9 protein-coding genes and 4 pseudogenes are annotated in these 14,432 nt (G+C 54.9%); 9 read left to right on the top strand and 4 right to left on the bottom strand.

Annotation, left to right across the window (positions count from 1 at the left end; translation table 11 throughout):
• The first annotated feature begins 319 nt into the window (after positions 1-319).
• Together ACP99_RS05685 and ACP99_RS19000 are read left to right on the top strand one after the other, a co-directional pair.
• Positions 320-1,297, top strand: a complete 978-nt coding sequence (locus ACP99_RS05685) for a fumarylacetoacetate hydrolase family protein (protein WP_049985670.1) — start codon at positions 320-322, stop codon at positions 1,295-1,297.
• Positions 1,298-1,334: 37 nt separating this feature from the next.
• A complete protein-coding gene (locus ACP99_RS19000) occupies positions 1,335-1,787 on the top strand; it encodes a VOC family protein (RefSeq protein WP_081927172.1) in 453 nt (150 codons plus the stop codon).
• A gap of 405 nt (positions 1,788-2,192) precedes the next feature.
• On the opposite strand, the gene ACP99_RS21385 is transcribed toward ACP99_RS19000, so the two are convergent.
• The gene (locus ACP99_RS21385; protein WP_345775635.1) at positions 2,193-2,468 is read right to left on the bottom strand and encodes a helix-turn-helix domain-containing protein; all 276 of its coding nucleotides are present in this window, start codon (positions 2,466-2,468) and stop codon (positions 2,193-2,195) included.
• A gap of 406 nt (positions 2,469-2,874) precedes the next feature.
• On the opposite strand from ACP99_RS21385, the gene ACP99_RS05670 reads away from it, so the two are divergent.
• From ACP99_RS05670 to ACP99_RS05660, 3 genes are read left to right on the top strand one after another with little or no spacing between them, the layout of a single operon-like run.
• Complete coding sequence (locus ACP99_RS05670; RefSeq protein ID WP_049985667.1) at positions 2,875-3,087, top strand: hypothetical protein; 213 nt, start codon at positions 2,875-2,877, stop codon at positions 3,085-3,087.
• Between the two features lie 3 nt (positions 3,088-3,090).
• Positions 3,091-3,471: a CocE/NonD family hydrolase gene (locus ACP99_RS05665; protein ID WP_081927168.1), complete on the top strand. Its 381-nt coding sequence runs from the start codon at positions 3,091-3,093 to the stop codon at positions 3,469-3,471.
• 41 nt (positions 3,472-3,512) lie between these two features.
• Positions 3,513-4,874 carry a hypothetical protein gene (locus tag ACP99_RS05660; RefSeq protein WP_049985665.1) on the top strand — a complete coding sequence of 454 codons (1,362 nt, stop codon included), beginning with the start codon at positions 3,513-3,515 and terminating at the stop codon, positions 4,872-4,874.
• On the opposite strand, the pseudogene ACP99_RS05655 reads toward ACP99_RS05660, so the two are convergent.
• A pseudogene (locus ACP99_RS05655) lies at positions 4,874-6,413 on the bottom strand (AMP-binding protein); the annotation flags it as partial. The gene ACP99_RS05660 and the pseudogene ACP99_RS05655 overlap by 1 nt on opposite strands.
• Before the next feature lie 44 nt (positions 6,414-6,457).
• On the opposite strand from ACP99_RS05655, the pseudogene ACP99_RS05650 reads away from it, so the two are divergent.
• From ACP99_RS05650 to ACP99_RS18995, 3 genes and pseudogenes are all read left to right on the top strand, one after another.
• A pseudogene (locus tag ACP99_RS05650) lies at positions 6,458-7,012 on the top strand (ISH3 family transposase); the annotation flags it as partial.
• A 436-nt stretch (positions 7,013-7,448) separates the two neighbouring features.
• A complete protein-coding gene (locus tag ACP99_RS05645) occupies positions 7,449-8,657 on the top strand; it encodes a hypothetical protein (RefSeq protein ID WP_156105606.1) in 1,209 nt (402 codons plus the stop codon).
• 186 nt (positions 8,658-8,843) lie between these two features.
• Positions 8,844-9,758, top strand: a pseudogene (locus tag ACP99_RS18995) (IS6 family transposase); the annotation flags it as partial.
• 319 nt (positions 9,759-10,077) lie between these two features.
• On the opposite strand, the gene ACP99_RS05640 reads toward ACP99_RS18995, so the two are convergent.
• Both ACP99_RS05640 and ACP99_RS05635 read right to left on the bottom strand, forming a co-directional pair.
• Complete coding sequence (locus ACP99_RS05640) at positions 10,078-11,352, bottom strand: alpha/beta hydrolase family protein (RefSeq protein WP_081927164.1); 1,275 nt, start codon at positions 11,350-11,352, stop codon at positions 10,078-10,080.
• 246 nt (positions 11,353-11,598) lie between these two features.
• Positions 11,599-13,356 carry a CocE/NonD family hydrolase gene (locus tag ACP99_RS05635; RefSeq protein WP_197052366.1) on the bottom strand — a complete coding sequence of 586 codons (1,758 nt, stop codon included), beginning with the start codon at positions 13,354-13,356 and terminating at the stop codon, positions 11,599-11,601.
• 761 nt (positions 13,357-14,117) lie between these two features.
• Here ACP99_RS05635 and ACP99_RS05630 point away from each other — a divergent pair.
• A pseudogene (locus tag ACP99_RS05630) lies at positions 14,118-14,432 on the top strand (IS6 family transposase); the annotation flags it as partial.

Below are 14,432 nucleotides of genomic sequence, written 5' to 3'. Positions count from 1 at the left end.
CACTGGGGAATCGGCTTTGCGGACCGGACAATAGACGGGATCTTGACATTCACACCGAGCTAGTCGGCGGCCATTCAATCGAGATGCATTAAAGACCACGTGACTCGGTCGCCAGAATCACCTGAGAACCTGTCTAACTACCGATTGTTTCGGTGACAATTACTCACCTATCACTCAACTAAACTTTTCTTGAGGGAAAAGACTAAGTCATCTCCTTCAACATTCGTTAGCGTATGCCACGTGAAGTAGCAAGTGGAAGAGGAGGTTCTACCGACCTGTACGTCGAAACAGTCGGCCAGCGGCAACTGCGGAGGGTTGTATGTCGATGAAACTCGCAACCTTCGAAGTACACACAGATCTTGGGCCCCAGACTCGAGTGGGTGTCGTCGACGGTTCGGCGCTTCTAGACGTGAATGCCGGCTACGCACGAGTGCTCGCAGACGAGGGGAAATCACGTCCGGGCGATCGTGCGGACGTGATCGCACCGTCGGATATGCTCGATTTCATCCGCACGGGCGACGACGCGATCGAAGCCGTCCGGGAGGTGTTGGATGCTAAATTTGAATCCGATGTTTGCGGGCCAAGTGGCGCACGGATCCGATATAATCATAACGAAGTTCGTCTCCGAAGCCCTCTTCCTCGACCTAATTTCATCCGAGACTATACTGTCTTCGAGGAACACGCCACGGACGTTGAGAAACCCGATGTGTGGTATGATATCCCTGTGTACTTCAAGACTAATCACGACACGGTTGTGGATCCCGGAGCGGATGTGCACTGGCCATCGTGGGAAGAGAAACTCGACTTTGAGTTCGAGGTAGCTGCGATCATCGGTGAGCCGGGACAAAACATTGATTCAGACGATGCACTTTCGCACGTGTTCGGATTCACGATCTTCAACGACTTCACGGCACGGGAGTTGTTGTTTAGGGAGATAGAGATGCCGCTCGGCCCTGCGAAGAGCAAAGACTTCGCGAACGGATTTGGTCCCTACATCGTGCCGACTGAGGACTTTGACGCTCATAGTGCCGAGGGGCGTGCCTTGGTAAACGGTGAGGAGTGGACGACTGCGACGCTTTCGGATATGTACCACTCCTGGGGTGAAATTATCGAGCACACCTCCAAGGATGAACCGCTCCAGCCTGGGGATGTACTCGGTGCAGGGACCTTCCCTGATGGCTGTTGTATGGATCAAAATCGCTGGATCGATCCAGGCGACACGATCGAACTCCAGGTCGATGGGATCGGTACGCTTAGCCATCGAGTAGTTCGATCTGAGGAAGAATCACAAGTATAAACATCACCCCAAGAAACTTACCACGTGTACATTAAATATGATTGGTACTGCCCACCACTACGGCGTCACTGTGTCGAATATGAAAGAAGCACTGTCGTTCTATCGGGATACACTCGGTCTTGAGATCGTCTCGGAGGGACTGATTGAGCCTGACACGGAGGATGGTCGGAAGTTTAGTAACTTTGTCGGCGTCGATAATCCGGAAGTCAAAGTTGTCTTCCTTGATGCTGGAGGATGCCAGGTCGAATTGCTTGAATACCGCTCTCCAGAAGGGACGAACGCAAATGAGGGGGTTTCGAACAACGATACCGGTGCATCTCACTTCTGCTTGGAGGTCGATGACATCGACGAAATCTACGAGGAACTGGCCGCCGACATCGAGTTCCTCTACGAACCGGTTACGCTCTCGAAGGGCGTCCGGGTCGCGTACATGTTCGATCCCGACGGAAACATCGTCGAACTGTCCGACCGGTCTCGGATGGACGAGTAACGCGGTCGCCGATTCGGACCACGTACGGCGATAATCACGGGGAAGGCACTCGCCAGCGAGTCCACCGGAACTCCCCGTCGCATTTCAATTCCAGAACCAAGCCGGAACCGTCTCGCTGATCGTCCCGGGTCCGCTCGCTGACGTGGTCGTGGTAACCCCGGCTGGCTACATTCCTCTCGAGACACCGGCCTGCTCGTACGCGATCTTCCGCTCGCATTCGGACGGGAAGATCACGGTCACTATCCGCAATGACACTTCAGAGGCTGTCGCGTGGGTCAGAGAACGGGTTCGTGCGTATCTAGAGGCCACCGAACGAATCGAATCGCTGTGAATCCCGGAGGGCAAACTCTCCCCGACACCGCTGGCAGAACGCAATGTGTCTTATCTGGATCGGCGAAATCAGTTTCAGGTATGATTCGTCCAGACGGTGAACAATTCTCTAATCAGTTTCGACTCAGCTAGCTGAAGGTGAGTGCTCACGTTAGATGGTGCACAGTCTAACTCAGACGCAATATCTTCGTGCGTCAACTGTCGGGGACGGTTGTAGTAGCCAAGTCGGAGCGCCGTCTCGACGACGTAGCGCTGCTTCGAGGTTAATACGTCGAGAACTCCCGCTTGACCAGCGATAACGCCAGTGATTCGGAGGACTTCGTGCCGAGTTTCGTCAGGAAACTCGTTCACCACTGCGCTGATTGCCGCATCAGAGCCGACCAGCCGGTATCGGATTTCCACTTCCCGGAAGACGATAGAGGGGACGAGTACGACATTATGTTCCAAGAGTGGACCCACGTTGGTACCGAACGTCCCTTCGTGGGCTATGCGGAGTCGGACTGCGAACGTCGTGTCTCCGATCCGGCTCACGTCTACCGCGTGTACCGGTGACGATGTGGACAGGTCGAACTCATCATCCGGACCGTCCCGTGATCCGAAACAGTATCACTGATTCCTGCTCTTTGTGATCCGACGTTACCATCACCGCCTCGTCGATATGCTCCGAGTGAAAGAGGGTGAGATACAGCTGGGTTAGCCACCGGCGGTCCGGTCGAGCTCTGAGGTCGACTTGCCTCATGAGCTACCTATAGTATGGATGAGCGAGAGCCGCTTCGAACTAGAACACACGCCACTGCCGGAGGACGTACTCGTCGAGGAAGAGTTCATCGAGATGCGCGACGGCATCGAGTTGCGGTCGAGGGTCTTCCGCCTGGACACGGACGGTGAATTCCCGGTGGTCACGACGATGACCCCCTACGTGTCCGATGTCAACGACCAGTGGGAACAGTTCACCGACATTCCCGGCTAGTATATGGGGCGAGTAGCGACCTCCGATCAAACACCCTTCGAGGCGACCGATCCTGGCTTCTGGATGCCGAACGACTACGCGGTCGTTATCATCGATACGCCGGGGCAGGGCAAGTCCGAGGAGAACACGACCGACCCGAAACCAGCCCACGGGCGGTGGGAAGACGCTATGGCGTGGATGGAAGACCAGCCGTGGTGTACCGGTCGCGTCGGCATGAGCGGCGTTTCGGCGCTCTGTGTAACGCAGTATATCGCGGCCCAGGACGCGCCGCCACAACTGGAGGCCATCATCCACACTGGACCCGACCTTCCCTCGCAGCTCAATCTGCCGATTGTCGACGACCTCGACGTCGCGGAAGTCTCCCAGAACGAACGAAAGCAGTGAGATACTAGTACTTATGCATCACTAAATATTTATTTTGAGCTATGCCCGTACCAAGCTTGCAGGACGTATTAGAACCACACGATAACCCTATCCAGTTTCTCCGGAATCAAGACATGCCGCCGGGGGACTTCATCTGGACCCAGCCTGACGAGTACACCAACTGGATCGAAGAACAGCGTGCGATCCGGGAGGCCGTGTCGCTCAGGGATATGTCCTTCCATATGGACAACCGTTATTTCGAAGGACCGGACGCGGTCGAGTTGTTCTCGGATTTTGGGGTGAACGGCTTCGAGGACCTCAGAATCGGAGACTCGCCACAGGCCAAACAGATCGTCTGCTGTAATCCCGACGGCTACGTCATCGGCGACGGCGCACTCTATCACATCGATGACGAAGAGTTCGTCATCACGGGTGCGGGAATGGTCTCCAACTGGCTGGAGTACAACGCCGAAACTGGCGACTACGACGTGACCGTCGAGACCGGGAACAACCCGATGTCGGAGGATCTGCCCAGAGAGTTCCGCTTCCAGGTGCAGGGGCCGAACGCAAAGGCCGTCTTAGAGGCGGTCACGGAGAGATCACTCCCCGATATCGGGCTGTTCGAAATGGCAGAGCTGACGATCGAGGGCACGGAAATGTACGCGCTGGGCCACGGGATGGGCGGCTCGTACGGCCTGGAGATCTCCGGTCCGTTCGAACACCACGAGGCGGTCAAAAACGCGATTATGGACGCGGGCGAAGAACACGGGATCAGACAACTCGGCTCGAAAAGCTACAAGACCTTGGCGATAGAGATCGGGTGGATCGCGTCGTTCACGCCGGCGATCTACGGCCATGAGGACCTGGCCGACTATCGCGAGAGGCTGGAAGTTGCGAGCGTTGAGGCGAACACGATCGTCGGTGGGAGCTATTACGCCGACGACATCACCGACTACTATCTCAATCCGGTGGAGTTGGGCTACGAACACCTGATCGACTTCGACCACGACTTCGTCGGCAAAGAGGCGGTGAAAGAGACCGTCGACAATCCGCGGCGAGAACGAGTGACGTTCGTCTGGAACGCCGAGGACGTCGTGGATATGTACGCGTCGCTGTTCGAGGACGGAGAGACCAACAAGTTCTTCGAGATGCCCGATCCCGGCTTCCGGTGGAACGTCGCACAGTACGACCGCATCGAGAAAGACGGTGAAATAGTCGGGCTCTCGAAAGACCAGGGATATCTCTCCAGCGAACGGGCGGTACTCTCTATCGGCGTCATCGACACTGACTACGCCGAGCCGGGGACCGAAGTCACGCTGGTATGGGGCGACGAGAAATCCGAGAATTCGGCGATCGAACGCCATACCGAAACGGAGATTCAGGCGACGGTCAGCCCTTCGCCGTATCTCAAGACCAGAGAGTAATCGTCGCCGCTCCAGAGGGACTTCGTCATCGACGGGCAGGAGTCTCGGGCGACGAGGTAACCCCGCTCGTGATCGTCGGCGATCGATTCGCCGGATCCGTCGACGATGTCGACGTCCATCCCGAGTCCCGGACCGCCGAGTGAACAGGGTTTAAGCGGCTGGATCGGCATCGGCATGAGGAACAGCCCATAATCTCAGTCTCGCCTGATATGTTGATAATCGGGCACTCGTCGCTGCCGACGTTCTCGTAGAACCACAGCCACGACTCGAGATCCCACGGTTCTCCGGTCGAACCGAGCAGCCGAAGCGACGAGAGGTCGTGCCCCTCCAGCCACTCGTCGCCCTGTTTTCGAGGCGCCCGAATCGCCGTCGGTGAGATCCCGAACTGCGTCAGCTCGTGGCGGTCGATCATCTCCCAGAAGCGATCCGGTTCAGGATGGTCCGGTGCTCACTCGTACACAAAGATCGTCCCGCCGAAGGCATGGTTCCCGATCAGCGTCCACGGGCCCATCATCCAGCCGATATCCGAAACCCAGCAGAACCGATCCCCGGGTTTGAGATCGAATCCGAAGTAGACCTCCTTCGCCGCCTGGACGAGCGCGCCGGCGTGGGTGTGGACGATTCCCTTCGGCCGCCCGGTCGTTCCCGACGAGTACAACAGCATCGACTCCCGATTCGCATCGAGTTCCCGCGTGTCGTACTCGTCCGAACGCGTCGCGACGCTGTCGTGCCACCAGTGATCGGTGTCGTCGTCCCACGGAATCTCGACGCCGCCCTCTCATTCAACCTCGCTCGAGCCGAGCCAGTCGTAGACGATCGTGTGTTCGACCTGGCCGACCTGCTCGATCGCCTCGTCGCAGCGGGCTTGAGAGAGACCGGTTCGCCGCGCCGACGGAACCCGTCGGCGGTGAACAGTACCGTACATTCGCTATCGGCGATCCGGGTCGCGGTCGCGTCGACGCCGAACCCGGAGAAGATCCGGACGGCGATCGCACCCGCCTTGAAACAGCCGTAGAGGATCGATATCACCTCCGGAACCATCGGCATATAGAGGCCGACGGTGTCTCCGACGTCGACGTCGTGAGCCTCGAGTTCGTTGGCGACCCGATTCGCCTGCCGTGCGAGTTCGTGATAGGTGATCTCGCGAACCTCGCCGTCCTCTCCCTCCCAGATGCAGGCGACTGAGTCTCGCGTCTCGCTCCCGTCGGCGGCGTATCTATCGAGGACGTTGTGCGCGATGTTGATCGTCCCGCCGGGGTACCACTCGGTGAACGCGACGCCGTCGGAGTCATCGCGGACCGTCTCGTACTCCCGGTAGAACTCGATGTCGAGATAGTCGACGACCGCATCCCAGAACCAGTCGACGCCCGATGCCTCAACGCCTTCGACGTCGCCTGTCGTTCGGGCGATCAACTCGTCGTAGTCGTCGATATCGTACGTCTCCATGAAGTCGTAGACGTTCGTTGACTCGACGAACTCCCGGCTGAGTTCGTGAACGATATCGTCTCGCGTCACTGATCGCAACTCGTCGTCTGACATTCGAACTCGTTTCTCATTCATACGCTATCTGTACAAGAAATCGTGAGAACTCACCGCCTGCGAATACGATCCTCTACCATCTGCGGACGAAGTTCGAGCCGGAACGGCCCGAACGAGTCGCTAACACGCTTCTTCGGCGAGACATCGTCGAACTGCTCCCCGAGCAGGTGGAGGTCTGCGTGGACCTCCACCTGCGGCCCTACTACGGTGACGAAGACGACACAGACGGCCTCTACTATTCCGAAGCCAAGCGCGGAACCACCGCGTTCCACGCCTACGCCACACTCTACGCGCGTGTGAAGAACAAGCAATACACGCTGGCGGTGTCGCCGTCTTCGAGACGGCGCACCGCCAGCAGCGTCCTTGCTGAGTTTCTCGGTGTTCTCGACGGCCTTGACACCGGAGTCAAGGCCGTCTACCTTGATCGTGGATTCTACGACAGCAAGTGTCTCACTCTCCTCCAAGCGCACAACTACGCCTACGTTGTCCCGATCATCCGGTGGGGAAAGACGATTCAGTAGGAACTTTCGAAAGGGTGGAGTCGAGTCATACAACATAAGCTGACAGGGAAACTCGACGGTCACAGCTGGACCGTCGAGGTCTCTCCCGGTCGATCAAGCCTCGATGAGTTACTATTTTTGAAAGACGTTCTCGAACAGTGCCGCGGTCGCCCGCTGGTGCGGGCCGACCGCGGCCCGTGGTACGACTGGCCGCTCGAACGTTTAGACTGCGAATACGAGCGTGAAAAGTGGGGAAATCGGTCGCTCATCGAGGCGTGGTTCGGGATCTTCAAATACCGAACCAGACGCTTTTACCACCGATTTCCCTTCCACAGCACCGCCAGCTCAACCAGATCGTGGGTCACAGCCTTCGCCGCTCTCCACAATGCCACGCTCTAACCTTGACACCCTTGGATGAGGCGGGCGATTTCTGCATAGGGACTAGTAAGTTCTCCCCCTGGCTTTTCACGCTTGACTAAACACTGGTTGGCCAGCAAACATTAATTATAAATACCCTCCATCCTACCCTCACCGTATGTCAACCGATACCGATGGTCAATCGTCGAGAAGAGTGTTTTTAAAGTCCAGCGCGGTCGGTTTGGGAGTGGGATTAGCCGGCTGCAGCGGGCAGGACGGTGAGGCGGACGACACTGACCAATCGACCGATAGCAATGGACAGTCCAGCGGCGGGACCACAACCACCACGAGCCAGACCGAAAGACCGACGCTCACGCTCTCATATGCACCAACGGGGATTTACGCAATAGTCGCCCAGCACTTCGAAGAAACCGGGCTTCTCGAGCAGCATATGGACGAAGCCGGATACGACTATGAATTACAGGGCACCTGGGACGGACCAACCCTGTATGCGTCTGGCGACGTGGATATGATGACGGGTAACGCGATGGAAGCGGTTCGAATAGCAGACGCCCAAGGCATAAAATCTACCACGTTCGGCGCAAGCATCAAGTACGTTATCGGAATTCATCTGAATGCAGATTCTCCGTACACTGTTGAGGAAACAGGCGGGCCACAAGAAACCATGCAGGCCCTCGCCGAAGAAAACGCATCCTTCGCATTTCTTGGATGGGGGCAAGGTGATGTCCCCTTCTACATACGTCTGTTCAATGAGTGGGGAATACCGTTCGGCCCGGATGAGGAGGTCCCTTATCAAATGCAAAATACGGAAATAGCCGCAATACCCCAACTTCTTGCGAGGGGAGATGTTGACCTCGGGAGCACGGGTCCTCACATCCCTGGTTACATCGATCACATTATGCCCGAGATCAACCTTCGGCCTGTCTTTACTTTAGCTGAGATGTCGAGTGAGCTCTACGAAGCACCCCTGATGCTCAATGGATTCACCTGCCGGCAAGAGAGCTTCGAGGAACACCGTGAAGGATACGTCGCTATCGCGCAGGCATACAAAGAAGCCTTCCAATGGCGGCGAGAGAACGCTGAAACAATTAAGGAGTGGGACAATATCGGGGATTTAATTGGACAAAAAACCGAAAGACATGCAAGCTTCTATCTGGACTGGATGGATGGCAGGGACCTCACTCAGATCTATGGCGAGAAGTATGCTCCATGGGAACAAGATCCCGGCTACGTGACGGAGCCATACCTAACTGATGAGTTAATCGCCGCCCACGAGCAGTTCATCGATGATTCAGCAGAACTCGGGTATATGCCTACCGACTGGCGAGACTATGTAGAGATGAGTCAGGTTGAGGAAATTCAATAGGGACGACAACAATACACAAGTCGTCCTGTCCAGCAACGATTATATGTTTGTCGATTGGGCAACAAAAGTTGGCTTTCGGTCAGCCCACGTCGAGTTTCCCATCGATTCCCCCCACGGTTTCGGTACCTTGGGAGGTCGTGTTTAGTTAAGGATGAAGAGTGAGGCGGTGTGATTTTCTGCTGGTCTATGGCAAAAATCAACCGCCTCAGCGGATGTACAGACTGGATTGATTTGGATTTTGTGGAACGACAGCGGACACCCGAGCCTGCGATGAAGCTCGGTATTCAATTGCAGTTAGCGGGGCTGTCGCTGTCGAATACCGTCTCGATTCTCGAAGAGGTGGGTGTCGAGCGATCTCGCAAAGCAATCCACGGTTGGGTGCAGAAAGCCGATCTACAGCCCTCAGAGGGCCGAAATCCGAATCACGTTGCGGTCGATGAAACGGTGATTCGAGTCAATGATCAGCAATTCTGGCTGTACGCCGCCGCTGATCCCGACACAAACGAACTGCTCCACTTACGCCTATTTTCAACAACGACGACCGCATTAACCGAGATCTTTCTCCGAGAACTTCGCCACAAACACGATATCGAATCCGCCGTATTTCTGGTCGATGGCGCTCAACACCTCCAAACTGCACTGGCCAGAGCTGGGCTACGATTTCAAACTGAACGTAATGGAAATCGGAACGCCATCGAGCGAATTTTTCGAGAATTTAAGCGTCGGACTTCATCATTCTCCAACTGTTTTAGCCACGTACTGCCTGAAACTGCTGAAAATTGGCTCCAAGCATTTGCTACCTGGCTCAAAACTAAACACTACCGTGAGCGGACGGCAACGCCCGTTAGGGCGTTTGCCGTCCGGCTCCACGCGACCGGTTGTTCGCTCAGAGAGACAACAACAATTCTTGCTGAATTAGGCGTTGAACGCACACACCAATCCGTTTGGCAGTGGGTACATCGGCTGGCTGACAGCGTATCTGACCCGCCGTCGGCGCAGCCGACGCGGGTCGCGGTCGATGAGACCGCTGTCCGCATCAACGGAGTGTTGTCTTGGGTGTACGCTGCAATAGATCTCGACTCTAAGGTGCTACTCGGCGTACACCATCTATATTCGATTTGAAGACCGGACCACCGAGGATGGGTTTGGGACGAGTTGGGAAGCTCTCCGTATTGCGGACGAAGATGAGACTCGGGCAGAAATTCTCCCCACGATAACCGGTGAATCGGAATACATTTACGAAAACACGTGGAGCGGACTATGATCTGCCAGCGTGCACTGTAGTAGAGGACAATCACGAGTATATTCAGTAGTATAAGAAGTACTATAGCCGGGTAGTAACGAACCCATTCCAACCGAGCACATTGAACAAAATTTGGACAGGTGTGAAGGTCCAGATTCGGCGAGACTGGAGTTTCGCCTAATAAGGACGGTTGTCTTGGGAGAGGAATTCGAATCGTGGGGATGGTATATAGGAATCTACCGGATAATCAGGCATCAGTTTTGCTACTGCGTGATCGTCTTCTATCTCTCCACTCCATACTTGTGGGAACCAATCGACGAAATCGTTCATAAGATCCGGTCCTGCTCCTCCCATAGGATGGAATTCGTTTTCGTAGAGTTGGAGTTGTTTAGGTCCGGCGAGATTATTGTACAGCAATTTCGCCTGCTCGCGGGTTTGTAATTCATCGTATTCGCCGTGCATAATCAATATCGGGGTGTCGATATTCTCTGCGATACCATATAACGTCATATCTTCAGCGAACTCGTCGAACTCGTCTTCATCCTCCATCCCGGCCATATACATATACCGCTTCTTGAAGAACGGCTGTGCTTGGTTGAAGAGTATGTCTTTTGAGTACCAACATCCCATACCAACAGCCACAGCTGAAACACGCTCGTCCTCGTAAGCGATTCGGGGGCCCCAATAGCTCCCCATACTAAACCCAGCGACGCCGATTCGACTCGGGTCGACCTCTGGTTGGTCGGCTAGCCAGTCAACAGCGGCGCTACCCGCTCGTTGGTATTTATCGGGTTCGTCGTCGCAGACACCTCTGAGCCGTGTTTCTCCCTGTCCTGGTCCGTCGATCGCTAGGACGTTCATCCCCCGATTTATGAAGCGATTGTTTGGTGTGTTGGGAAACTCTTCCTTCTGCATATCCATCCCTGGGACAAATAAGACTGTTGGCGCATCTTCCTGACCGCATTTATGGAAATAGGCGGCCATCTGCTCGGAGTGGAAAGGAAGATCTATGTCGATCTTCTCAATCTCGTACTGTGAATTCAGTTCAGCCACTTTTTTGTACGCGTCGAGACCCCTGTTATGCCAGTCGAGCTTGTCTTCGTTTTCGTCGTCTAGGATGCTCCATGATGCCCGAACATAGTAAAGTGAGGCTCGATGATAGTATTCTACGGCTGCATACTCTCGGCCGTTCTCTTCTTTCTTTCTGGCCTCTGCGAGGAGGTGGTCTGCTACTTTTACCAATTCGTCGATCCCTTCCCGAGCGCTATCGGCATTCTCGAATGCTCGTTCGAGGTCTGATATCTTATACCCACACTCAATCCACATAGGTATCGAATCTGGGAAAAATGCTTCAAGCCCACCTTCTTTCACAAACCTGTCATGGATCCAACTTTGACCTCTACGGGAGTAGTTGTTTAGCCACGATTCGTCTGGATTGTTATTCTCAACCATAATTCGTTTGGGGGTTTTATTTCATCATAAAAAAAGCTTTCCTCTTGTCCCTCCTGTAGTTGTACCAACACTTGGATTCGTCCACAATTCTACGACTACCTCTAGCAACCGCTACTCTCGTCGGTTAAGAGGTAAGCAAAAACCTCTAAGTATAGGGAGAACTCTTCCCACACGCTGATGATCGTGCTTCCAGGATTGTCTCTACGGTCGGCGTAGGCAATTACGGGTGCGATAGTAAGGTTTCTGCTATTCCTTCTTTGGGACGACTGGCAGAAGCAGGGACGCCTGATGGTCCGGACCAGTGTGGATCGTCACGTCACCGCCGTATGTCTCAACGGGACGATCACGCGGGTCGATATGCACGAATGGACCGGAGCCGGTGAACTCATACCCCGGAAGCCCACTGTCAGTGTCGACGTCGCCAGGATACTCGTAGTCAGTTCCCCGGACCGACAGACCGACACGATAGCGTTCCGGTACCACGATACAACTCGGCCAGATCTCTATGTCCAACTCGTAAATCTCCCCGGGTTCAAGCGGCTGAATCTCATCGTGAGTGTGGTAGGGTCGCCAAGGCTCGCTTTTTTGCTCATCTACCTTTCGGTGGGATGCGCGCAGCCATCCGTTTGCCACTGGTTTGTGTGGATCGATTGCACCCCTGAACACTACCTCCTCTAGGTCTGGTTTGAAAACCCGCAGAACCAAAAACAGATCTGCATCCTCCGTGTCGGATTCGACGAACAACTTCGCTGACATTGGCCCTGTGAGCTCCGTCTCCTCTTCGAATGGGTCAGTCAAGAATGTCACACCGTCGCCCAACGCGTCGTAAGTGATCGACCCTTTCACCGTCGGCTCTTCAGCTCCCAGCGAGAGTCCCTCCGATGCATCTAGGTAGTACCGCGTCCACTCCGTGCGTGGAATCGGCCACGCGTCTTCGGTGCGCTGTTCGAACTTCTCCCCAGGGTAGCGTATCTGAAGTTGGACTGGGGGCTGTTCTTCCCATCCGTTGTCCTTGTCCTTCAGATAGTAGTCGAAAAATCGTTTTTGCAACTCCACACCGTAGTCCGTGTAAAACCCCGTCCAGTGGGCCCCGCCGTGGATTTCAAGGTACTTCTCTGTCGATGTGGCCTGGGTAAATCCTTCGACGTTCCCCCGGAGGTGGAGACCGTGCCCTCCCCAGTTGCCCGCTGACAGTAACGGCACTTCAATTCTTGACAAGTCCGGAATTCGGGGAGCCCAGTAGTCGTCAGTCGCGAGGTTGTTCGACGCCCAGTGGTTGTCAAGGTCGACCCTGTTTGCGCCGAGTTGCTCCTCAGACAACGTCTCAGGTCCGGATACCCACCCACCGGTCAAACTGCTCCGGTAACCATTCTCGCCTACCCCGTTCTGGACCGTCTTCACCTGTCGATCATACCAGGATTTCGGGAAGAGGCCTGAGTATATTCCACCATGGTAAGCAGCGTCACGATACCAGTCAGCGGCCCCCTCCCACGCACAGATGGCTGCGAGGTATTCGGGCCGACGTTGTGCGACCTGCCACTGGTTCATTGCATAGTAGGAAATGCCATTGAGACCGACTTTATTGTTCGACCAATTCTGGTCTCCTGCCCACTTAATACACTGCTCTAGGTCGCGGGTTTCCCGATCGGACCATACGTTAAGGTATCCGGGTGAACGGCCCGAACCCCGCGAGTCAACTCGGACGACTGCGTACTCATCGGGTACCCACTTTTCGGGGTCAACCGTCTCCCAGTTCTGGTACTTGTTGGTCGATCCTGCGACCACGTCTGGGTATTCCTCGGTCATCTGTTCCCACTGGTGGACATAGCCGTCCTCAAAGTGAAGCCATTTCCCATAAGGACCGTAACTCAAGATGACGGGGTACTTTCCTTCTTCCGGTGGGCGGTAGACGTCCGCACGAAGTACCACCTCGTCGTCCATCTCGATCGGTACGTCCCATTCGATACACATTCCATCACGGACCTCTGAGTAGTACTGACTCATTGATTTGAGTCCCTAACGTACACCTTTTAAAACTGGCTATTCGGCAGTATTTGTCGATATCAGAACGGAACGGATTAGTTCAGCTAAGGTTCCCAATCGACTATTTCGAGTGGATCAGCTTAGATTTTGTGGAACTAGATGCAAATACAGCGCCTACCCGACTTTGCTATCACTCTTGGGAGAGGGTGCAGGCGGCGGCTCCGTTGACAGACTGGGTCGTCCATCGCCTCGTGTCCCGGTATCGCGCGTACAACGACATTCACGGTCAAGGGGTGGCGTCCACGCGTGGAGCGACCATAGATTTGCAGTGCAAGCCGGAATATTCCAGGTGGCACCACGACTGTATCCAGCGTCAAGGAGGGCCTAAACCGCCGATAACCGTCTTTTTGTGAGCTATGCGTATCATAAAATCCGGAAGTCCATCGATGAAACCTCCCAGAGTGAGAGTAATCACTTACTCTGTTTCGTCCTGTCTTCAACAAGGCGAGCAACTAGAAGCTAAATTAGGTATGACTTCAAAACGGAGCGTAACTACAGCATTTTAGTAAATGTCGGTAAGAATGCAACCGCCACACCACTAATACTAAGCAGGCCTCGATGGACGAATCCCCACGAGCCATGTAGCCATCTCGGCCCGCCGTGTATACCGAGAGTGAGCGTCAATAGTCCTACTAAGGATGCAATGAAAGCTATGACCGTGTCCAACTGGGTCGTGTTAAGTTAAGGATGAAGAGTGAGGCGGTGTGATTTCTTGGTGCTCTATGCCAGAAATCAGCCGCCTCAGCGGATGCACGGACTGGATTGACTTTGATTTTGTGGAGCGACAGCGGACACCCGAGCCTGCGATGAAGCTTGGTATTCAATTGCAGTTAGCGGGCCTGTCGCTGTCGAATACCGTCTCTGTCCTCGAAGAGTTGGGTGTCGAGCAATCCCGTAAAGCAATTCACGACTGGGTGCAGAAGGCCGATTTACAGCCCGCAGACGATCGAAGCCCGAATCACGTTGCGATTGACGAAACTATGATTCGAATCAATGATCAGCAGTTCTGGCTGTATGCTGCAGCTGACCCCGACATA

The sequence above is a fragment of the Halobellus rufus genome, from assembly GCF_000739575.1.
In the GTDB taxonomy this organism is placed as follows: Archaea; Halobacteriota; Halobacteria; order Halobacteriales; family Haloferacaceae; genus Haloquadratum; species Haloquadratum rufum.
Note: the sequence above shows the minus strand (reverse complement) of the source record. Positions and strands in the feature narration are given on the sequence as shown.

Coding starts and splice junctions, on each gene's coding strand:
- ACP99_RS05670 (WP_049985667.1), top strand. CDS start 2,875: ATGAGCGAGAGCCGCTTCGAACTAGAACACACGCCACTGCCGGAGGAC.
- ACP99_RS05665 (WP_081927168.1), top strand. CDS start 3,091: ATGGGGCGAGTAGCGACCTCCGATCAAACACCCTTCGAGGCGACCGAT.
- ACP99_RS05645 (WP_156105606.1), top strand. CDS start 7,449: ATGTCAACCGATACCGATGGTCAATCGTCGAGAAGAGTGTTTTTAAAG.
- ACP99_RS05685 (WP_049985670.1), top strand. CDS start 320: ATGTCGATGAAACTCGCAACCTTCGAAGTACACACAGATCTTGGGCCC.
- ACP99_RS05635 (WP_197052366.1), bottom strand. CDS start 13,356: ATGAGTCAGTACTACTCAGAGGTCCGTGATGGAATGTGTATCGAATGG.
- ACP99_RS19000 (WP_081927172.1), top strand. CDS start 1,335: ATGATTGGTACTGCCCACCACTACGGCGTCACTGTGTCGAATATGAAA.
- ACP99_RS05640 (WP_081927164.1), bottom strand. CDS start 11,352: ATGGTTGAGAATAACAATCCAGACGAATCGTGGCTAAACAACTACTCC.
- ACP99_RS05660 (WP_049985665.1), top strand. CDS start 3,513: ATGCCCGTACCAAGCTTGCAGGACGTATTAGAACCACACGATAACCCT.